14 protein-coding genes are annotated in these 22,804 nt (G+C 45.6%); 5 read left to right on the top strand and 9 right to left on the bottom strand.

Annotation, left to right across the window (positions count from 1 at the left end; all coding sequences use genetic code 11):
• The first annotated feature begins 47 nt into the window (after positions 1-47).
• Positions 48-953 carry a hypothetical protein gene (locus tag KO533_RS10370; RefSeq protein ID WP_251073409.1) on the top strand — a complete coding sequence of 302 codons (906 nt, stop codon included), beginning with the start codon at positions 48-50 and terminating at the stop codon, positions 951-953.
• 29 nt (positions 954-982) lie between these two features.
• Here the strand turns inward: KO533_RS10370 and KO533_RS10375 are convergent, their stop codons facing one another.
• The 6 genes from KO533_RS10375 to KO533_RS10405 all read right to left on the bottom strand — a co-directional run bounded on the left by KO533_RS10375 (position 983) and on the right by KO533_RS10405 (position 11,418).
• Positions 983-2,080: a calcium:proton antiporter gene (locus tag KO533_RS10375; RefSeq protein WP_025008445.1), complete on the bottom strand. Its 1,098-nt coding sequence runs from the start codon at positions 2,078-2,080 to the stop codon at positions 983-985.
• Positions 2,081-2,222: 142 nt separating this feature from the next.
• Positions 2,223-4,535, bottom strand: coding sequence for a toxin-antitoxin system YwqK family antitoxin (locus tag KO533_RS10380; protein WP_219254010.1), 2,313 nt, complete (start codon positions 4,533-4,535; stop codon positions 2,223-2,225).
• Between the two features lie 159 nt (positions 4,536-4,694).
• Positions 4,695-6,425 carry a hypothetical protein gene (locus KO533_RS10385; RefSeq protein WP_219254012.1) on the bottom strand — a complete coding sequence of 577 codons (1,731 nt, stop codon included), beginning with the start codon at positions 6,423-6,425 and terminating at the stop codon, positions 4,695-4,697.
• Between the two features lie 9 nt (positions 6,426-6,434).
• Positions 6,435-8,732 carry a hypothetical protein gene (locus KO533_RS10390; RefSeq protein ID WP_219254014.1) on the bottom strand — a complete coding sequence of 766 codons (2,298 nt, stop codon included), beginning with the start codon at positions 8,730-8,732 and terminating at the stop codon, positions 6,435-6,437.
• Between the two features lie 205 nt (positions 8,733-8,937).
• Positions 8,938-10,146, bottom strand: coding sequence for a NupC/NupG family nucleoside CNT transporter (locus tag KO533_RS10395; RefSeq protein WP_105251603.1), 1,209 nt, complete (start codon positions 10,144-10,146; stop codon positions 8,938-8,940).
• 324 nt (positions 10,147-10,470) lie between these two features.
• Complete coding sequence (locus tag KO533_RS10405; RefSeq protein WP_028761657.1) at positions 10,471-11,418, bottom strand: LysR family transcriptional regulator; 948 nt, start codon at positions 11,416-11,418, stop codon at positions 10,471-10,473.
• Positions 11,419-11,643: 225 nt separating this feature from the next.
• On the opposite strand from KO533_RS10405, the gene KO533_RS10410 reads away from it, so the two are divergent.
• Positions 11,644-12,624: a dienelactone hydrolase family protein gene (locus KO533_RS10410; RefSeq protein ID WP_219254018.1), complete on the top strand. Its 981-nt coding sequence runs from the start codon at positions 11,644-11,646 to the stop codon at positions 12,622-12,624.
• Between the two features lie 175 nt (positions 12,625-12,799).
• Here KO533_RS10410 and KO533_RS10415 read toward each other — a convergent pair whose 3' ends face one another.
• The 3 genes from KO533_RS10415 to KO533_RS10425 are packed head-to-tail and all read right to left on the bottom strand — an operon-like array spanning position 12,800 to position 17,516.
• Positions 12,800-14,089, bottom strand: coding sequence for a cytochrome c (locus KO533_RS10415; protein ID WP_219254037.1), 1,290 nt, complete (start codon positions 14,087-14,089; stop codon positions 12,800-12,802).
• Positions 14,089-14,622: a 2Fe-2S iron-sulfur cluster-binding protein gene (locus KO533_RS10420; protein WP_006082848.1), complete on the bottom strand. Its 534-nt coding sequence runs from the start codon at positions 14,620-14,622 to the stop codon at positions 14,089-14,091. Before KO533_RS10420 ends, KO533_RS10415 begins: the two co-directional genes overlap by 1 nt.
• On the bottom strand, positions 14,619-17,516 hold the full coding sequence (locus tag KO533_RS10425) for a molybdopterin cofactor-binding domain-containing protein (protein ID WP_219254020.1): 2,898 nt from the start codon (positions 17,514-17,516) through the stop codon (positions 14,619-14,621). The genes KO533_RS10420 and KO533_RS10425 overlap by 4 nt, the downstream gene beginning before the upstream one ends.
• Before the next feature lie 1,226 nt (positions 17,517-18,742).
• Between KO533_RS10425 and KO533_RS10430 the strand changes: the two genes are divergently transcribed.
• The 3 genes from KO533_RS10430 to KO533_RS10440 all read left to right on the top strand — a co-directional run bounded on the left by KO533_RS10430 (position 18,743) and on the right by KO533_RS10440 (position 22,698).
• Positions 18,743-21,598 (top strand): choice-of-anchor Q domain-containing protein, encoded by a 2,856-nt coding sequence (locus tag KO533_RS10430; RefSeq protein WP_219254022.1) that lies wholly within the window; start codon positions 18,743-18,745, stop codon positions 21,596-21,598.
• Between the two features lie 241 nt (positions 21,599-21,839).
• Positions 21,840-22,262: a hypothetical protein gene (locus KO533_RS10435; RefSeq protein WP_219254025.1), complete on the top strand. Its 423-nt coding sequence runs from the start codon at positions 21,840-21,842 to the stop codon at positions 22,260-22,262.
• Between the two features lie 73 nt (positions 22,263-22,335).
• The gene (locus KO533_RS10440) at positions 22,336-22,698 is read left to right on the top strand and encodes an AAA family ATPase (protein ID WP_219254027.1); all 363 of its coding nucleotides are present in this window, start codon (positions 22,336-22,338) and stop codon (positions 22,696-22,698) included.
• The last annotated feature ends 106 nt before the right edge of the window (positions 22,699-22,804 follow it).

Consider the following 22,804-nt stretch of genomic DNA (forward strand, 5'->3'; position numbering starts at 1 on the left):
TGAGCGTACCATAATCGTTATTTTATGTTCTCAAGGATGACATTCGTGTGGATTTATTTTTAAAAAAAATTCAACTTATCTATTTTCCCTTCTTATTTCTCAGCCTGTTATTTGTTTCTGGTTACAGTTTTGTCCATTGGCTGTTGTTGGTTAACCTTGAGTTTTTTAGCCTAGATGAAGATATCGTTAATTTGTGGCTGCCGCAGATACTGTCTTGGCTATTGTCGATCATTTATATCCGACCTAGGCTAAAACGACTCAAGTTTGTTAAAGATAATTCGCGCTTTTTCTATTTATTGATCGCGGTGCAATTAATGGCTGTTCCTTGCATCGTTGCGCAGGAATATCTCAAGACGACCACGGGGAAGTTAACGCAATTAGCTTCGATACAAGAATTATATCTCCATAAAAATACTCAGTATTATCAGTTGCAGCAATCTTATATTGATAAGACGCAAATTGGTTTGCAGCGAAGCCTAGAGGTTACAGGTAAACATAGTAGTCACTTAAATATGGCGCTGTATATCGCTATGCCGATTTTTGCAGAGCGTGCAGACAGTTGGCATGCTAAGGCCCTCGCTTGGTATGGTAAAGTTTATCAGCAGGAGATCAGTAATCGACTTGAACCCGATGAGAAAGAAGCGCAATTCAAAGCGTTTTTGGCTAAATCCCTAAATGAGTTCAATGAGTTGGACCCCCAGAGTTTTGTTTACCTTGAACGATTAGCCCCATCCTCTCTTCGTTCAGAGTTGCTCAGCGCCGCACAAAAAAGTCCGCTTTACCAAGCTGAACATCAAACGATTTTTATGCCCAAATTTGAGCCATTTGAGGCTCGTAATGGCCATAAGTTAGTGTGGATTTTTATCTGGTTTGTTGTTGGCGCTTTAGTCTGGTTTGTACTCTTACTGCGGGTCAATCTGGATGAGAAAAGCGTAAAGCCGAGACGCAAATAAATCACGCTCGGCCTTTGATTTAATCAAGTTTAGGCATGTTCAAACATTAAGAACAAGTAAACGATAAACAACACTATATGAGTCGCGCCATGCAATGCATTGGTGCGACCGCTACTAAAGCTTACCTTACAGACCATTAAACTGGTGATTAACAGCACCATGTCGGCGGGTGACAGGCCTAAATGGACTTCTTGATCTATCACGCTGCCAATAATTAATACCGCAGGGACTGTGAGTGCAATCGTCGCGAGCACTGAGCCAAAATACAGATTCATCGCCCGCTGTAATTGATTGTTTAACGCGGCCTTAAAGCCTCCCACAGCTTCGGGGGATAAAATCAAGCAGGCCACAATAAAGCCCCCTAATGCCTGTGGAGCACCTAGGGTTGCTACGCTGTAATTGATGGGCATAGCTAAGGTTTTTGCCAGCAAAATGACCACAAGTAAGTAGCCAATTAATAGAATCGTATGGTAAGCATTACTGCGCAGTATGCCGTGGTGTTCCTCATGGTCTTCATGATCGGCATCGACAAAGAAATGGCTGTGGCTCTTCGTCTGTACCACTAAAAAGACGCCATAGAGCAGTATCGAAATAATGATCAGCATCCAAGACATGGCTTTAGACATGCCGCCAATAGTGCCACCTTCGGTAAAATTGGGCAGTACTAAACAGAGTAGGGCGAGGGGAATAATCGCCACGAGATAGGATTTTACGCCATCTAAATTGAAATGCTGGGTATGGTAACGCCAGCCGCCAAGTAATAATGTAAAGCCCACTAAGCCATTGATGATCAACATGACTACGGCGAACATAGTGTCGCGCGCCATGACAGGGTTAGGTTCTCCGGTCAGCATCACGGAGGAGATCATCACCACTTCGAGTGAAATGACCGATAAAGTTAAGATTAAGGTGCCATAGGGATCGCCAAGCTTAATCGCTAGTGCATCTGAGTGGCGTACCACAGAGAAAATAGCCCAAGTCACTACACCCAATAGGGCGAGTGAAACGGGAATATAGGTCGAGAGGGCGGTGCCATCGGCGAGTAAGCTATCGCCACCGGTCTTAAAGAATACTAAGGTCAGTATTCCCAGTAGCAGGGCTAACTCGTCTTTCATAAATGTCTTCATAGGCAATTTGTCCTAAACGAAAAAAAGGCCGTTAGTATAGACACTGGTTATGGCACACTTTGCATGAAACTTCCTTTAGATTTGGAGTTAAGGATAAATGTTTGAACTAGATCGCTTTTTAATCTAAAACCCCATTTTTAAGCTAGCCATGGTGTTCTGTTTTAATCAGCTTACCGAGTTGATCATAATGATTCCAATCACCTGATTCTCGATCGCTGAGATAACTGCCTTCAGTGCGTTTTTCACCATTAGGCCAAAAACTTTGCCATAGACCTTCCTTGCGATCCCTAAGATAAGTGCCTTGTTCGGCTAACTTGCCATTGTTGTGGTAATAGCTTGCATCGCCTTCTTTTTGGCCTTTCACCCAAGTTTCAACGAGTTCTGGCTTACCGTTCTGGTGATATTGTTTAACTTGACCATCAAGCGAACCCTTAGCATAAGTTGCCTCTAATTTGAGTTGGCCGTTACTATAATATTCTTTCGTTTGGCCATGGCTTTGACCCTCTAAAAACTCAGTGCTAGCAGCTTGCATCCCGTCCTCAAACCAGCTTTCCCACAATCCAGTTTGATTACCTTTATCCATAGCCCCGCTGAGTTTTAGCTGGCCATTGTTGGGATAGTACTCGGCATACGGGCCTGTTTTATCATTTTTATCATAGGTTTCGGAGCGGTAAACCACTTGCTTAAAGCTGTAAAACTCCCTAATTCCGTGGCGCTTGTTTTCCTGCCAATGGCTTTTTTGCTGGATATTCCCCTCGGGGATTGTGCCATAGGTAGGGTCTTTTTCTTCGTAGCGATAATCCGTCCACAGACCGGTTTTTTGGTCGTCCAGATACTCCCCTGTCACACGGCGGCGTCCGTGGTAATACTCTGCATAGTTACCATTAAGTTTGCCATTGGCGAAGGTTTGCTCCCGTTGTTTCAGGCCTTCGCTGTACTGTATCCATAGGCCTTCTTTATTGCCGTTTTGATATGTGCCTTCTTCATTGGGATCACCATTGGCATACCAGCGGGCGAAATGGCCATCAAGAGGGTAACGACTGGCATTGTCTTTTTTATCCCGTGCGTAGTGAGATACTTCCCGAGGTTTACCGTTATCGTAAAATGACTCATATTTTCCGACCCATTGGCCATCGATACGTTCGCCGCGCTCACTCACTGTGCCGTCGTCAAAATAGGTTTCTGATTTCCCTGTTGGTTTACCTTCAACGTATTGATCTAGCGTCCGCAGCTTGCCATTGTTGTGGTAACGGCGTGATTCTCCGTGACGCTGCCCTTGTCGCCATTGTTCGGAGGATTGCAGCTTGCCAGCGTGATAGCGCTCAAATTGGCCATCCTTAATTCCCATGTCGTAGTGGCTTTTTTCGAGCAAATGACCTTCGGTGTCATAACGCTCCGATGGTCCATGAAGCGGGTATTGGCCATTGTCAGCCTGCTTTGAGTCTTGGTAGTTACGTAATTCTTTAAGTTGGCCGTTGTTGTGGAAATATTTTTGCGTACCGGCGAGTTGATCCTGTTTATAGTTGAGAGCACTAGTGAGAATGCCCTCGGCATTAAAATATTGCTGTGGCCCGTCTAATGCACCATTAACATACTGTTCTTCAACTTGTAATTTACCTGCATCATTAAATTGCTGGCATTTCCCTTGGCGTTGCCCAGCGCTATATTGGCAGCGGCTGGCGAGTTCACCATTGGGGTAAAATGTCCGTTCTTCACCCTCGAGCAGATTGAGATTAAACTGGCTGCTGCTCGATTTAGTCCCGTCATCGAAAAAGGTTTCCCATGCTCCTTGGCGACGGCCTTCGGCATCGAAGCGGCCCGTCACTGTGGCTTGTCCATTGGGATTTTGTTCTAAATAAGAACCTGAGAGTTGGTTGTTCGCATAGCTCTGGCTTTGGGACAAGGTACCGTTTTCATAGAAACTTTCCCATTCCCCGTGGCGCAGGTTATCGAGGTAACTTTCTTGGGCTTGCAGTTTGCCACTGGCATAGAAACGTTTTACTTGCTCCTTTTTACCGTCTTGATAGCGCGTCGTTTGGCTGAGATGGCCGCTGCTGTTGTATTCCTTCCATTCGCCCGTTGGCACGCCTTTGGCAAATTGCTGTTCCTCAGTAACGGTGCCGCTCAAATCGAACATATGCCAAGTGCCATCTTGATAACCCTGCTGATAGTTTCCTTCGACTAGCTTGCTGTTATTGGTATGAAATACTTGCCATTTACCATTAGGGATCCCCTCGGAAAACTGCCCTAAGGTATAACCTTGGTTATCGCGCACTATGGCGATATCGCCATTTAAGGGCATGCCAGTGGCGAGATTGTAATAGCTGGGAATTCCGTCCTGTTGGCGAATTTCGACCATCATGGAGGAGAGATTTTGCGCTGCTTGTACATGGACACTGGTTAAGCTGGCTCCCGCAATCGCGAGGCTGATAAAGCGAAATGGCGTATTGAACATGCTGATTCCTTGCTCTGTTCTGGGTCTTAAGGCCGCGCGGTTTGCAGCCTATACAAGAATCCTAATTTTTTGCTGTTAAGTTTATTTATCGGGCTGTGCACTTATATAGAGTGCACAGCGCCAAGGGTTAAGTTAATCGATTAAGCGAATATGCTTAGGCTAAAAAATAGGGAAAACATGGTCCGAGGTAATCACCGGCGGCGGTATTTCCCGATTTAAAAACTCGCCATGATGGAAGCTATTGATCACTTCTATCCAGCCATTATCCCTAAATTCGTATTGTTTACCATGAAGCCTGCCCTGCTCGTCATAATTCGCTATTTCAAGCACATAGTCTTCGGTATTACGCAGTTCCCAGTGGCCGACTTGTTTACCTTGGTCGAAGCGTCCGTACCAATAGTGTCTCTCAGGATTTGGCATTGGGTTGAAACCGAACTCACCATGGGTGTACACCCAGTCGCCATCCTGTTGCCCATTGCGGTATTCGCCCTTTTCATACAATTGGCCGTCAGTGGCGTAGCGTTGTACTAATCCTTCGGGTTTGCCATGGTTAAAGTTTATTAATTCAAGCAATTGCCCAGAACTTGTCTCATTACGGAACTCACCATCGAGCTCGCCTTGGGCATCATAGCTAAAGGTGAGGGTGGCATCTTCTTGTTGTTTCTTCCAAGCGCCAACGGGCTTGTCGTTGGCATATTGGCCGCGCTCGGCCACCCACTGTTCCCCTGTCTCATGGTTAATTTTCAGCATTTCGTAGGGGCCTTCGCGCTTACCCTCTTTAAAATACTCGCGGGTAATCACTTTTACAGTTTGACTACGGTTTAGGGTTTGCAGATATAAACCGGTCAATTGGTTATCGATATGCTCGCTGCGGCTAATTAACTCACCTTGCTCAAATATTTCGTTGAGGACCCATTTTTTAAGCTTGTCTTCTTCTATGTTAGAGGTAAGTTGACCTTCACTAAAGCGTTGATGCTTACGGTAAACCCAGTTGTTGTCTTGGTGTTTTTCTTCGGTTGAACTGAGCATTTCGCCCTTTTCATTGTATTTAATCGATAACTTCACATTCCATGGCGCCTCTATGATTTCCTTTTGGGCTATCTGGCCATTTTTAAAGTAATCCAGTTGTTCACCGACTTTATAATCATTGTGGTAGCGGTAGTGGCGCTTTACCTTGCCATCGTCGAAATATTCGAAGTAATCCCCGTGTTTCTTACCTTTGACATAAGCTTGGGTCGAAATGATTTTACCAAAGCCCCAATTGGTCTCGTTGCCATGTGTAAGCCCATCCACCATAGGGATTTCGACGTGTAAGTTGCCATTGTCATAGTACTGGGTAATACAAGTACCACTATTACAGACTTTGCCCCTAAGCTTGCCCTCGCTATCAAAAAGCTCGCTTATACCGACCTCTTTGCCATCTTTATAGGTTGTTTTGTACCGGATCTTCCCACCTTCCCAGTAACCCGTTTCAAGGCCTTGTTTAACGCCATTTTCATAGTGCGATTCAACATACAATTGACCCGTGGCGATATATTTTTTGAGCAGGCCATGAAGTTGACCTTGCTCGTTGCGAAAGCCTTGTTCGTAGGGCTTGCCATCCTCAAAGTAGCATTGATAAGCACCGCGAAATTGTTCGCTCGCGAGTGTTTTACCGATATTGTTATCGGCGAGGGCACTGGCGCAGAAAAGCATATCTTTGTCTTTGTAATAAATCTCAGCTTTATAATGTCCGTCAATCACTTCAGTCGATTGCTTTAAATAGTAACGAGCCAGTTTTTTATCTTTGACGACATTCCAATGTTCATCGAGTAGCACACTGTCTGCACTGGCATTAGCACTGATAAGTACGAATGCTCCAAGGAGCAGTTTTAATATAAATAGACGCATAACTGCTCCTTATGGCAAAGGCTTAAAGGTGAATTCATAGGGGATGTCTACGGGGTTTTGAGAGAGAGTCATATAACTCACCTTCGCTGCAGGGCCCTCCACACTCAAATAGCGGCCATCGACCAGCGCCTCTTTAATCCGCAGTTCGGTGGTTTCGGGCAGTCGAATCGTTAGGGATTTGCCTTGGGCATCCTCGACTTTAAAGTAGTTCTTAAGATCTTTACTCGGCTCGTCACCATAACCGGTTTTTGTTAGCCAAGCTTGTAAATCGATTAACCAAGGACGTGGGTTAGCTGCCTGCTCTAAGGGTTGCCAACTGATATCACCTTGGCAATGGATTTTTCCTTGGATGTGTTTATCGTAGAAAAACTGCCGCTCGCGGTCGGGCGTCATCAGGGTATAGGCTGGTCCGTTTGGGGCATTATGCTCAAACAGCCAAGTGACTTCGTGTTTCCCTTCTTTAAAACCTTGTTCTATTTCAGGTTTACAGGCACTCGCTAATGCGGCTGACATAGGAATATACAGATTATGGCCATTTTCAGTCTCAGGTTTTATCCCTTGGATCGCACTGATTTCGGCGTTTGATGGCTCAAGATCTTGATAGAGGAAGTTATTGAGGCTCGAATCGCCAAACTCGCTTAAGGGATTGGCCAGATTTTGGTTGTAGTCGGTAAAGGTCACAAAGCGGATGTTCTTGGTTTGGCTTAACTCCGGCTGTGGCTGGCTCTCCAGTATTACAACGGTTTTAGGGATTTCATCTAGCTTAAGTAGCAGGGCGCGGGTGCTAAGGTGATGAGGATCATCGACACCGATTAATTCCCCCAGTAGTTCCTTATCCGTCACCGTTAACCATTTAGGATAATCACCATCGCGACGGGCTTCGGCCATCTTTCCTTTAAATTGATGAAAAGGAAGGTTAATGTTTTTAGTCTTACTCTGCTTTGTCACGACTTTAAATAGCTTTGCCTCGGCGTCGAGCACCTGAATCGTGAGGCTCGCATCGCCAAAGGTATAGGGAGTGGCGACCAGTTCATCCCACGACTTTTCGACTATCTTATTGCTTTCGGGGATAAGGGTCAGCTTGGCGGTGATATGGTCTATCTGTTTGAGTTTATTGGCGGTGTTGTCCCAGCCTGTGGCGATAAGATCCACCGAAGACTCAATCGAGCGGTTGAAATTCATCGCCACACCTTTGCTGTGCTGCCAGAAGTGAATATCTATCGGATTTCCGCTGGCATCAAAGGCGGCTAAGTCTTCATAATTCACATTAGCAACCACATATCGCGGGCTCATATTATGCACAAAGCGCAATTGCAGCACTTCTGGCGTATCAGCGCCCCATGGGCCAATATTATCAAGAATACCTTGCTGATCAGCTAATAAGGATTTTATAAAGTCCTTATCATGGGCTTTATATTCCCGCGGAACATCGCTAATCGGGTAGAGCTCTTTTTGCAGATCATCTATATCACGCTCCGCATCGTAGCGAGCGTCGGCATGCCAAAGCATGCTCATAATATAAGGGCTATCCTTGGGCGCCATGGCGATGCGGCGGGTGAGAGTACTGCCTTGCTGCACTTCCTGTTGAAAAAACGCCATGCTCTCTAACCAACCGGTTTTACGGTTAAGCTCGAACTTGCCATAGGCCTTAAAGTTGTCTTTCTCACCTTGTACTACCGCAAATAACTTATCTTCGGTCACTCCCTCAACCGTCCAAGTTAGGCGTGCGTCCATGGGGGCGCTAATGCTATAACCCACGCGAGGCTCTAGCGCCACGGGCAAGGTTGGAGCCTGTTCAAACAGTGATTTAAGATTAGTCCAGTGCTCAAATAGCTCGATAACCTCTTTTTGATCCGCCTTCGCGATGGGCGTCAGTTGACGGACTTCACCCTTGCTGAACTCGACATTAAAGCCGTCTTTAACCAATTGGACGATTTCATTGGACTTGCTTTTAGGGTCGATATTACTCACCGGAATAGGCAAGCCATAGTCGCTTATTTGCAATAGGTTAGGTTGGAGAAAAAAGCGGGCGCTATGGGTTAACGGCGTCGTTAAGCTGGTCGCCTTACCCTCTGCATTCTGTAATTGGTAATCCAGCAGCAGTCGTGCTTGCAGCACTTTGCGGGTTTCAAAGCCATCATTGAGGTTTATGGTGGAGATAATCTGATATTCACGCTCTGTGGGTATGTTGGTATTAACTGAATTGGAGGGTGACGTTGAGTTATCGCAGGCGGCGAGCACTAAGGCTATGCCTAGTGCTGTTATACCGATTGCGGCGTTAACTGCCTTGTATTTCACTATGGCCATTCGTACTCCTTTGGCTACGCATGTTATTGAAATGTAAACTCATTAATCTTTTTCTGGCGACATTATACACAAAAAATATCTGAGGCATAAAAGAAAACCCAAACCAAGCTTGCTTGATTTGGGTCTGTGTTGATCGCGGTTTTGCTGCGCGAGAGTGGCTAACTCAATGGTGAGATGAGTGCCTAAAAAAGCCCAAGCTGATGGATTACAGCGAGAGGATCACGCTGGCAATTGCCGCACTCATGAGGTTAGCGAATACGCCAGCGGCAATGGCGCGAAAACCATTACGAGCGATAAATTCGCGGCGCTCTGGCACCATGCTACCCAGCCCACCGATCAAAATCGCCATGGTTGAAATGTTCGCAAAACCACACAGGGCAAAAGTCACAACGGCCTGAGAATGGGCGCTCAGTTGGTCTTCGACTTTCATTAACTGGATGAAGGCTACAAATTCATTCACTACGATTTTTTGGCCAATAAGTGAGCCTGCAGTAATGGCCTCATGCCAAGGAATACCCAGCAGCCACGCCATAGGGGCGAACAGATAACCGAGTAAAAATTCGAAGCTTAACTGGTAACCGAACCATTCACCCACAGCGCCTAACATGCCATTCAGTAGGGCGATAACACTGACAAAGGCCAGTAGAGTGGCGCCAATCCCGACAGAAATCCGCATGCCAGACATAGCGCCATCGGCTAAGGCTTCAACCACATTGGTGGCGCGTGGCAATTCGACAGAGGTGATTTCATCGGCACTGTTTTTGTCATTGTCGCTAGGCGGCATGAGGATTTTAGCCATCAACAGACCCGCGGGTGCCGACATAAAGGCGGCGGCGATCAAATAGTTAAGATCGACACCTAAAGCGGCATATCCGACTAAAGTACCGCCCGCGACTGAGGCTAAACCACAGCTCATGACCGCGAAGAATTGCGAATCGCTCATGTGCTTTAAATAGGGTTTAATCACCAGTGGCGCTTCAATCATACCGACGAAGATGTTTGCCGTGGCAGATAAAGACTCGGCGCGGCCCGTGCCCAGTAAACGCTGCAGACCGCCACCAATAATGTTGATCACCTTAGGCATTAGACCAATATGGTACAGGGCTGAAATCAGCGCCGAGAAGAAGATGATGATACCTAACACATTGATTGCAAATACGAAGCCGACTTTACCCGTGGCGAGATCGCCAAACAGGAAACCAATCCCTTCGTTGCCATAGGCTATCACGCTCGACACGCCCGCAGTAACGGATTGCAATACGGCCTTACCCGCAGGGACGTAGAGCACTAACAGGGCAAATATAATTTGTAAGCCTAGGGCTAAAATCACAGTGCGGTAGGGAATATTCTTGCGGTTCACTGACAGTAACCAAGCAAAAAACAAGATACTAATCATGCCTAATATCGCGGTCATAAGGGGTTATTCTTTTGAGTTAAGGAAGAAGCCGCGCATTGTAGGCCGAGTCGCAGTAAGGGCAAGTCGAGGGCGTTACTGGGCTGTTACGATAAAATAGTCGAAAATAGCAACAGTTTAAGTTACTGTTTATGCAGGAGAATAAAAGCTATTTTAGCTACTGTTGCCCAGAGGAAATAATATTTGTGCCTGTGGCAATAATCGAAATCACGCCACAGACGACTTTAGGCTGGTGCAGTAGTCAGTGCTGGTTTGAAATGTAGCTTAAGTGACTGTTGTTTAAATGACAGTAGCTTAAGTGGCTGCAGTTTAAGTGGTTGCAGTTTAAGTGACTGTCTTACCTAACCAAGGTTTGAGCTTTTTATCCCAGTAGGGCGGGTGGCCGATATGGGACTTTAAACACTCGATTATCACCTTGTACTTAGTCGGTAAATGGCGCCGCCTTGGGTAAACCACATAGACGGGCATCTGTTGTAGTGGTTTCCAATCGGGTAAGAGTTGGATCAGTTTTCCGCTTTGAAACTCATCACTGAGTAAATACGTGGCCACATAGCCTATGCCGCGCCCGGCAATCACCGCATTACGCACGGCTTCGGCTAAGTCGACACGGTAATTTCCCGCCACATGCACGGTTTGTTCTAGGTCATCCTTAGCAAAACTCCAGCGATCATAATTACGGCTCTTGCTTTGATAGATAACACAATTATGTTGCGCTAACGCCTGTGGATGGTGTGGCACGCCATGCTTGAGTAAATAATCGGGAGAGGCGACCACCACAAAGTTAGTCTCGGCGAGGTGCTGGGCGATATAACCTTCGTTCAGCTGTTCATGGTTAGTGATCCACAGATCGAGGCCTTCTTCTAGCATGTCGGCTTTATGGTCGAACAGGCTTAGCTCAAATCGCAATTCGGGGTATTTTTGCTGCAACACTTCCAGCGCGGGGATAATGTGTAAGGTGCCAAAGGATTGGGAGGAACCGAGACGAATCGTACCGCTAATGTCATCGCGGGCATCCAGCATAATCGCATCGGCATTTTGCGTCGCTTCAAACACTTGCTCACAGTAATGGGCAAACTGTTGGCCCGCGTCGGTTAGCACTAAGGTGCGAGTAGTGCGCTGGACTAACAGCAAGTTCAGCTCGGCTTCCAGTGCGCCAAGCTGCTTGCTGACATAGGAAGTCGAGGTTTTTAACTTGGCCGCCGCTTGGGTAAAACTACCACTGGTCACCAGAGTGTGGAATATCACCATCTGGCTAGCTCTATGTTGTATCACGCTAGGCCCTCTAGAATCTAAATCGCTATTTTAAGCTAGCCTTGCCCTAACCGACAGCCGTTTGTGCCGATCGTGTGCTATTTCAAAACAAACTTACCAAACGGCACACGTTAAAGTCAGTTGCTCTAAGTGCGAGTCTTCCTTTACTCTTGAGTTAAATCTTAACACCCACAAGCTAGGGAATACGTGTTACCTGTGGTTAGCTTGTTCAATGGAGGAATAACGATGACACAACAAGACAAGCAAGCCTTAGCAGAAACAAGTCAGATACATGCCCAGAAAGTACAACCGATACCGCAGGAAGCCTTTGACTGGTATGACGAATATGCCCATGGCATTATCGATCGCCGTGAGTTTATGGGGCGGCTCGCAGGGCTGGTGGCGCTAGGTTTTACCATGACGATGCTCACGGGCGCACTTATGCCGAACTATGCCCTCGCCGAGCAAGTCTCCTTTAACGATCCCAGTATTCAAGCCAGCTATGTTAAGTTTCCCTCGCCAAATGGTTACGGTGAAGGGCGCGGCTACTTAGTCATGCCCGATGAGTTATTGCTCGCGGGCAGTGCCGCAGGTGAGCCGAAAACCTTAGATCCCACTAAAAAAGCCGCAGTGGTATTAGTGGTGCACGAGAACCGTGGCCTTAATCCCTATATCGAAGATGTGGCTCGCCGATTAGCCGCGCAGGGTTATATCGCCTTCGCCCCCGATGCGCTTTATTCCCTCGGTGGTTATCCGGGTAATGATGATGCGGGCCGCGCCATGCAAAGCAGTTTAGACAGAGCCAAAATCGAGCAAGACTTTATTGCCGCCGCGCAGTTTTTAAAATCTCATCCCCAGAGCAATGGCAAACTCGGTGCCGTAGGTTTTTGTTTTGGCGGCTATATAGTCAATATGCTGGCCGCGACGATTCCCGATGAACTCAATGCTGGCGTACCTTTCTATGGCACACCCGCGGCTGCAGAGCTGCGTAGCCGCGTGAAAGGGCCGCTAATGTTGCAGTTTGCTGGATTGGATCAGCGGGTAAACGACACTTGGGCCGAGTACGAAACTCAGCTAAAAGCCAACAAAGCCGATTATGTCGCTTATCTTTACCCGAATGTGAATCACGGTTTCCATAACGACTCTACAGGACGATACGATAAAGCCACTGCTGAACTGGCATGGACGCGCAGCTTAGCCTTTTTTGATACTCGACTGCGTGGCTAAGTGAAAGTAAAGCTCCGCTTATTCTAATTCCGCTTACTTTGATTAAGTCGATGAGTGACCGATTCTCGCGCTCTATATCATTCAAGCAAAAGCCGACTCTAGAGTCGGCTTTTATCTTAAATCTCCCACATACCTATGCGGCTTTTATCTTAAATATCCCACATACCTATGTGGGTTAGTCGTGCTCGAGGATCACTTCTTTTAAGCTTTGGATGGTTTTCACATCGAGATTACCAGCTTGTGTGCTCCAGGTGAGTCTTAGGTAATTGGCTAAGTCTTTAATCTGCTCGTCGCTTAACTCATCAGCATATCCCGGCATGGCATAAAAGCTGGTGGTAGCGTTGTAATGCTGGCTCTGAATACCTTTTAGTATCACGGCGACGATATTGTGTGGACTCGCTTTATCTAAGGTGGCGTTTCCTGCCATCGCGGGGGCGACATTAGGGCGACCTTCACCATTTTGACCATGGCAACCGGCGCAGTAACCTTTGTAGAGCGTATAGCCTGGCAGTTCAGGTTTATGGCCGTTAAAGGTGAGCGGATCCGGTTTAAGATCATCGTCGTTATCGAGCAGATAACTGCTAACCGCGCGCATATCATCATCGGTTAAGTGGCTAAAGCTGTGATACACCACGGGATACATGCCGCCAAAGACGGTGCCTTTGCGGGAATAGCCTTCGGTAAACAGCGACTTAAGATCCTCATGGGTCCAGTTCTGCCTATTAAGCTCGGCGGGGCGAATGTCCGATGCTTCAAGTCCTTCGATAATCGCGCCCTCAAAGTGCTTGTCCTGCTCCATGGCAAACAGCGTGTTTCTTGGGGTGTGGCATTCACCGCAGTGCCCTAGGGCATTGACTAAGTAATTGCCGCGGTTCCAATGTTCGCTTTTTTCCTTGCTCGGGGTAAATTCCTTAGCATCGTGGGCGACTAAGTTCCAGGCTTTTAAGCCAAAACGTAGATTAAACGGAAAGTAAACATCATTGTCGCGATTGGCTTGTTTGATGGGTTTAGTACTCATCAAATAGGCATAAATCGCCTGAGTGTCTGCGTCCGTGAGCAGGCTGTAGGAAGTGTAAGGCATAGCAGGATAAAGGTTGCCGTTGACGCCAACACCGTGGTGCATGGCATCAAAAAACTCCTCGTAACTGTATTTGCCAATCCCAGTTTCTTTATCTGAGGTGATATTGGTTGAGTACACAGCACCAAAGGGCGTTTCGAACGGCAAACCGCCCGCGAGTTCGCGCCCACCGACTGCAGTATGGCAGGCCACACAGTCGCCTATCTTCATCAGATACGCGCCGCGTGCGATGTCGTTATTCGTATTGCCGCCTTCATCGGCAACGCTGCTGGAACAGGCGAGTAAACCTAGCCCTAAACTCAGGAGTAGATTGTGGCTCAACAGATTTTTTATCCTACTAATGTGCGGGAAATAGCGCGAGAAATAGCGCAGATTGGCTGATGTCATCACAGGGTTAGCCCCTTAGTTTTGAGGATCAGATCTTTGACCGCCGCATAGTATTTTACGTAGCCAGTACAGCGGCATACGTGTTCACTCAAGGCATCTTCAACGACTTTTTCAACTTGATCTTTAGCGATAGGTTGTCGCTCTAATCGCTCAAGCAGTGCGGTCGATTCGTTGACAAAGCCCGAGGTGCACCAACCACATTGAAACGAAAAATGCTCCAAAAAAGCCTCTTGCACTGGGCTCAGGGCGGTGATTTCGCCAAGGGAGTTTTGTCTAGCATGACCTTCGACAGTGCGGACGCGTTTACCATTAAAACGCTCTACACCATTGATGCAGGTACGCACCACTTCGCTCATGCCTTGCTCGTCGTCGACGATCACTGTACAGGCGTGGCATACGCCTGCGCCGCAACCAAACTTAGTGCCTGTGAGGTTCAAGTATTCATGTAGAAACTCAATCATCATCACACCATCGGCGACTTCAATCGGGCCTACGGCTTGGTTATTAATGGTCAGTTTAATAGACTGGCTCATGCCATGGCCTCCTTAATTTTTTTCGCTGTCATAGGTAAATCGTAAAAGCGGACATGGGTTGCTTGATACACGGCTTCAATCAGCGCCGCGACCACAGGGATCATCACCACTTCGGCGATACCACGGCTGGGATCGTTATCAGATAACTGCGGCAATATGGTATGACGTTGATCCCACACGCCCACATGCCGCGCTAACGGCACCTGATAGCGATTGAGGTTCCACGTACCATTGCCGGCGCCTGCTTCAAATGGCGGTAAGCCTTCATGCAGTGCATGGCCAATCCCCATCGCAAGGCCACCTTGAATTTGCCCTTCGACTAATTCTTTAACAATCACTTTGCCCGCCTCTAACCAAGTATGAGAACTCAGTAGCGTGACTTCGCCATTGCCTTCGTTTACGGCGACTTCAACCAAAGTGGCGCAGGGGGCGTAGTAGGTCACCATGGCATTGTTCAGTTCGGCCTTGGGATAACTCATGGCTTGACGATCGATCAAGTGATAGCCATTAGACTTCATGCTGGCTTGGCGCGCTTTGATACTCATAGTCGTGTCAGAAGTGGCCGCAAACGTCGCGTTCCCTTCGCCGTATTGCAGTGCCAGCGCATCGAGTGCTAAACGCTCTTTAGTGCCAAGAATGTCGAAATCAGCTTCGGCCCAAGCCCAGCGATTAAAGGCATGGCCCATCACGCCGACCACTAAACCCATATCGTGGGCGCGTTTCGCGAGAATATCGATCGACAATGGCGGAAAGCCCAAGGCGGTTAGCTTGCCATCGACCCAGCGACCATCCCGTGAGTTATGCAAATTAGTCGAGCCCATCGGGGTGTTAAAATACAACTCGTTCCAAATTGATACCGCCGCAGGCCACAGGCCGTGGCGATAGATAATATCGGCTGCGATGCGGCTGACATGGCTTTGGTAATAGGCCGACATAGACGCTGACGATGCCATGGCTTTAACCGGTGTCCAGCGTGGATTGGCCGCCATTTCATCTTGGCGTTGCTGCGAAATGATATAAGGATTATCAGTTTGCACTAATTGCATCGCATCCCAAATATCCACTTCGGCGAGTTTTACCTCATCGGCAAAGTTGCCAAGGGCATCGCTGACCACAACGGCTTGGGAGGTTTGCGTGCCTGTGCCCATTTCGATAAAGCCGATTTCTAGGGTGATTTTTCCGTCTTTAGCTAGGCGAACCGCCGCACTTGGCGCTGCTGCGCCCGTACCATAATCTTTGGTGGCGATACCAAAACCGACGCCGTAACGCATCCCCGGATGTTTGGCCTCATAGTCCTTTTTATTCACCGCGCGGTTTTGCCACACGGGAGCTTGCTCGGCCATCTCGAGCATTTCGCGGTAACGTAAAGTGCCGTTAGGAATTGCGCCTTGAGTATTGCGCTGGCCAGACTCCATCACGTTGGCGGCGCGCAGTTTAAAGGGATCAACCTTTAGCTCATCGGCTATCTCGTGGATCATGCATTCCATCGCCGTCATCGATTGCAGCGTGCCATAACCGCGCATCGAACCCGCATCTGGGTTACGTGACGCATAGGCGGTGGCGATAATATCGTTGCGCGGCGTGTAGTAAATGCTTTGCATCGCTGTCGCACCAACCGAGGTCACAGACGGAGTAAAGTTGACTCGTCCGCCGCCATCGACAGTCATCTGCGAAGTTAAGGCTTGGATTTTTAAGGTCGATTTATCCACCGCTAAGCGGCTTTTCATGATGAACGGATGACGCTTAAGGCCAGACTGGAATTGTTCGAATCTGTCATTGGCGAGTCGGATTGGCCCTTTGGCATAAACGGCCGCGATCACGCCGTAATAAGGAAATATCGAATGGTCTTTCGCGCCAAATCCACCGCCGATATAAGGCGAGTGCACCACAAGATGTTTTACCTTGCCAGCCAGTGGGCTAGATAACAGCATGTGTACTGCCATCTCTTGAAAGTCCTGCGGCGACTGCGAGGTAATCACCGTATGAAAGGTTTGGCTAGCCGCATCATACCAGCCGTTAAAGGCTTCGGGTTCCATCATCATAGGATCGATGATCTGGGTGCGATATTCCCGCTCTAGCACTTGCCATTGTTGATTGGCTTGGGCGCTAGCAATCTGCTTATCTATCTCGCCCGCATAATAAAGCCCGCGCTCAGACACTGTCCCTTTTGCATTCGGATTGCCTAACCATTCTGGCTTGCGATCTTTTACGCTGGGGAAAAATAGCCCATCGTGGAGCGGACTATATAAATCTTCCCTTGCGCCATTTTCACCTTCAACTCGAATAAGGCGCCAGCTGGCGTACGGGTCTTTCGAGTCCGACATAAACGGCGTTTGCTCACCAAAGCGCAGTAAGGTCTGGTCAAATTGCAGCAAGGACTTAGCTTGCTTAAAAGCGGGGAAACTGTCGAACAACAATATCGCCACCGCATGACCTAAGTAGTCGGCGGTTTGCCCTTCGGCCAGTAACATGTTGTCACCGTAAAAATCGGGCAGCTTGATTTTATCACGGGCCAGATCGGCCGCAGTGATCACTTTATAGGGCTTAGCCGACGCTGGCAGGTGGTCGAGGGAAAAGCCTTGATAAACATGGGAGGCATCGGCGGCGCGAAGTATAAAAGCGTAACCTTGCTGCTTGGGCCAGCCCTCCATGTCCATAGCGCGGTAATCACGGCCATAGACCTTTTGGCCTGTGACTTTCGCTATGCCGTCGTTACGAAACTTAGGTTTGGATTGACCATTAACCTGAGTTTGCCATTGGGCTGCCAGTTCAGGTGAGACAATCGCCGCATTCGCGCGACTCATTTCCCACAACAAAGGGGCCGAATATACGGCAACCCCGCCAATCACACATTGCTTGATAAAGGTCCGGCGTGACGTATTAGATGGTTCCATATCTCAACCTCAGTTGTGCTTCCGTGTAATATCAGCCGCGCTGCATGGTATCGCCCGATATAAGCTTGTTGTCGATCGACTTTTTATTGATTGTTGCGACATAGCTTTGATAAACACTGAATGTAAATTTACATTAGCCACGTTAGCATGTAGGGCCGAAAATGCAAATTTAGGCGGTTAATCGTTGCAGTTTTGACCAAGCTAAATCAGAGTGTAAAGCCCGTGTTATCAGGCTTCTACAGTGATGTTCGTACTGTGATTCAACTCAGTTACGTTATGGCTGAGTTTTGTTCAGTGTCGTTTGCGCTGAGCCCTTGAGCAATGCGCTCAATTGGGGCTTATTTGCATGTCGAAATATGGCCATTTGCCAAAACAAGACCGCCCGTCACGGTAAGACTTCATTGCCACCGCAAGATCAAGAGATAGTGTTATTTGATGGCGACAGGTTTAGTTACATGTATTCATATAGACATTGTTAAATCAGCGCTTGCTTAATTACTTGATTTGTAATGCTAAAGTTATAGACAAGTGTATGCTATGTCGCTATCTTAGGTTTTTAACAAGGATGAGCTTTAATCGCGTACCCGCGATTCGAGTCACTTGCATCAGGACGATGTGTCTTTTCTCTTTCTTAGATACCCAACTCCTCCTGCAAATTCGTGAATATGCTTTGGCACTTATGCTTGTTGCCACAGTGGTTATTGGCATTTTGCTCAATGTTCAGCAGTGAACGTTTTGAGTTGGTGCAACCTTGTTTTGATTGATGGCTTGGCTGACGGATGTTGGCGAAGTGCGGTAGCAATGGGGAAGCTTTGTCGGTTCACAATTTGTCGTTTCACAAAGTAGTGAACTGGCAGTTTTGCGGCCTAGCGGCCGAGGTGAATCAAGGTCGTGGGTCTTCAACCCCTGATTTTCAATCAAGAGTCGACCAAGGAGGACTGCTCGTCCTATCCTCCTTGGATGCTCCATGACGCCCCCAACGGAGTTGAAAGCCCCTTGTGCTCATTGGAAAATTTGCTATCGCTTCCGAAGGATGCGTCCCTGCACCTGCGAAAGCTAGCTCGCCATCCATGGCGAGACTCACGCAATTTGCCTATTCGCCCTGCGGCAACTTCGAGGGGATGGTGAACTTTTGTAACTTCGGTGTCAGTTATAAACAAATAAAAGTTATACCTATCCGAATATTTTAAATAACTTAATAAAATCAGATATATGGATGTTATTATATGAAATATGCATTTGTACCTCTTTTGTGTTTATGTCTTTCAGCATGTGGTGGCGGTGGTGGAGATTCTTCAGCAGAAACATCTACCCCACCTCCTGTCACCAAAGATCCATTGTCTAAATTTATCAATATTAAAGACCAATATGCAGGTATTGAGTCTGCAGCTCCATTGAATACAGAAACATTAGGCCAAGTGTACAAGTACATCTTTACACTCATTCCTGAATTACTACCGGACTATAATGATCAAAATGGCGAACTAGGTTCGACTTGTTCCGGTGGTGGAACGATTAAAATTTCGAATGGGAGCTCAGATAAAGAAAAAAATATTGCTTTCACTAATTGCGTTGAAGATGGCATGACTACTAACGGTAAAGCTACTGTTAGAGCAAACCGATTTTCCACCGATGGAATACTTATTGATAGTACCGTGATTTTTGAGGATGTTGATGTAAAAGGTACTTTAGGTCACAGTTTACTTGCTGGTACTGCACAATATGTAGAGCAGGACTTAACTTGTGCAAAAACTGAAGCAACATATAATTTAATGTTTTCAGATGTAAATAATAAAAAACAAATCTTATTTTCAAATTTTAAATTTATTAGAACTGGTAATGAGATGGTTTTATGTGGAAATGATGGTTTTAGGATACAAGGTCGCGTATTCGATTCATCTTTAGGGTTCTGGGATGTCCAAACGAATGAATTATTTAAACTTAACACTATGGTACATGCCTATGAAGAAAGTGGTGAGTTTGTTGTTAGGGGAAGTAACAGTAGTCAAGCTACATTTTCAGTTGAATTCTATAAGGAGTTAAGAGGAAACGTAAACTCTAATTATACCTATTATAAAATTATGCTACATAGTGGCATGGTAAATAAAGAATATGCTTTTTTAAAGGAATACTATAAACCCTCCATATTGACCTCATTTGAGGATGCGGATAACGATGGAATAACTGATGGTTGGGAGTTGGCTTTTGGTTTAAATCCAACATCGGCTTTGGATGCAACTCAAGATTTAGATGGTGATGGTTTTACTAATTTGCAAGAGTTCTTATCTTTTGGTCATCCTAACGATAAAAAAATACTTCCTAAAATTGCTGATCTCGGAGTTACTTTATCCCATGAAACCCAAGGCTATTCTAAAAAAATTATCGTAAAAGCTGAAGTCGAAAGTGATGTAAAATCAACTGACAGCGGAATAGTGTTGACGACCTACTCAACATCTCTTCCGATTTATTTTGATAGCGATAGTTATGCTCATTCAAATTTTTGTACTTTATCAGATAATCTACTCGAACTGACCTGTAAATGGGATAATATATCTCCAGGATATAAAGCTGTTCAAGATATCTATTTAAATGCTGACTCAGCTAATGGATCAGAGATTAAGAGTGTTATCACTGCAAAAATACAGCATCTTGGACATGATGAGGATTTGTCGAATAACCAAGCAATGATTGATGTAGCAAGACATGCTGCTGATGTATCTTATCGATTGTGGATTGATAACCGTCAAGAGTACATGATGGAGTTAGTTGATACTTCACAAAAGTTAGCATTTATAATTCATCAACAAGAATCTAAATTTGGTGGCTTTGACCCTGTAACTGGCAACAAAATTAGACTAGACATACCTGAACATATCACATTATTAAGTGCCGAATGTGTTAATAGTCATGAAAAGTATAATTGTTTGGTTGGAAACGAAATTGTTTTTAAAGACTATCAACAGGCTTATAGTTTTACACTTGATATTAGGGGAGATAGTCAAGGGGAAGGAAAGTTAGTATTCAATTCACTCAGTTCTATAACTGGTGATAAAGTGTTATCTTCAATACCATTTCCAATAGTGGTTGGTCAATCTACAGAAGCATTACAAAAACAGATTGATATGGCGGCCGATGGTGAAAAAGTTAATGTCTCGGCAGGAATTTACATTGGTGATTTAGATTTATCTAAAAAGCAAACTCTATTAGAGGCTGAATCTAAAGATGCTAAGCTTTATAGCGATGAAACTTCATTTTGGCAACCAAGTTTAATTATTGATAAAAACAGTAGTGTAAATGGTTTTACCTTGGCTAATCACTATATAAAGGTAGGGAGTAGTGGAGGTGCTATTACACGTAATTTATTCGATGGTACACCAAGCAACCTCATTTCAGTATACGTTTTAAATAGTGGTGAAATGCTTTTTGAACAAAATATATTGATAGGTAAGGCTCTCGATAATGGTTACGTATCTAGTAATTTGGATGATGATTACCATTGCCCTAGGATTGAAAGCGGTAATTATGCTGTTGCACAAAACACTAAGGCTAGACTAGTCAATAATATATATTTTGGTAATCTTTTTGATGCGCCTGATTTATATTTTGGATGTCAGCTTATCAATGCAAGTATGTCCTCTGAATTAGAAATCTACAATAATACTTTCCTTGGGCTAGAATCTGTAGTGAAGCTCTTTTATTATGGACTTGATGAGCCGTATTATAAAATATCAATCGATAATAACATCGTTTCAAAATCTAGAACTTTAATTGATAATGCCTCGTATGCTAGTACTTTGTATAGTTTTACTCCAGAATCTAGCATTAGCTTGAATAACAATTTAGTCAATGAAGTTAATAGCTTGTATATAGATATGCAGGATCAACAAGTTGAGGTGAATACTCTTTTTGCTGATCCTTTGCTTGATAGTAATGGATATCCTTTTAGTAACTCACCAGCAATCGATGCAGGTGCGCCCTTGAAAGTAGATGTCGATCTATATGGTGTAGCAAGACCAATTGACGGTGATAACAATGGAACAAAAGTCATTGATATTGGTGCAATAGAGTTTAGATTAAACTGATTACGCTGTATTCTTTAATCGTTAAAGCTCTAATTGCTTAACAGTAGATACAAGCTTGCTAAATAGCCAGAAATGACTGCTGGAATGTACAGCACAGGAATGGGAGGTCAGTATTACTATGACCTTCCCATTTTTCACAACGTCACTGGTGCAACAATGCCAATTCGGGTGTAGCCCTTAGCATTTATGTTTTCTGATTAAAACAGCAATTCAGAATAGTAATGGACTTTGGAAGTTAGGGATGAAATCAGTTTTACAAATTACGTTAGGGATCTTGTTAGCGGGCTTGGTCACTTTATTAGTGCGAATTGGCTATTTGAGTTATGTCGAATACCGCCTGACACAGGGGCTTAATGAGTTTGCTATGCAACAAAAGCAAACGGAACTAGCTCGCCAGCAGGCTGCGAAAGATCGCCAGCTTGCTGAGTATCAGATTCAGCAAGAGTTACAGCAAAATGCGGCTGAAAAATCCAGACTAGCCAAGCAAAACGAGGCCGCTCGAATACGCAAAGCCGAAGCATGGCGCAAGTATTATCTAGTCCCCGAAGACTGTAAAAACTTTAAGTCCGACGAACACATGGTCAACTGCATCAACCACAAAGCCGATGCAAAAGCAGAATTTGATAGGGCGTACGATTCAGGAGAATTAGTACTGCCACAATAAAGTTATATACACTAAATGAGCAGTTGATTTTGGCGGGTTTAATTCTGCTTACTATTTTTAAAAAGGGGTTACTTTGATATTTTCAATTTTTTTACGGAATTTTAAAATATATCGAGGTTGGAATTACGTCCCTATTTCAACTGGTGATTACTTTACTGCATTTATCGGCGATAATGGAGTTGGTAAAAGCTCTATATTAGAGGCTTTAGATACTTTTTTTAATAGACCAATGTCAGAGTGGAATTATAACCACTCTATTCTTAAAAGTGGATTTGATAGAGAGCCAAACATTTGTCCTATCTTCATTGTTGAAAAGGCTAAGATAAATAAAAACAGAAACGTTTATAAGTACTTATCAATAATTAGCGATATAATGTGGCAAATTGAAGAAGGTGATGCGCACAATACCCATAAGCACATTGTTGCTCAATTCTGAAGAATCCCCTGATGATTTACATATAAATCATTAGATTGGAGTGAACTTACACCTTGAAGTGTGATCTGATGGAAGTGCGAACAAACATCAATCACAGGGCTTCAAG

The organism is Shewanella sp. NKUCC05_KAH, assembly GCF_019345585.1.
GTDB lineage: Bacteria > Pseudomonadota > Gammaproteobacteria > Enterobacterales > Shewanellaceae > Shewanella > Shewanella oncorhynchi.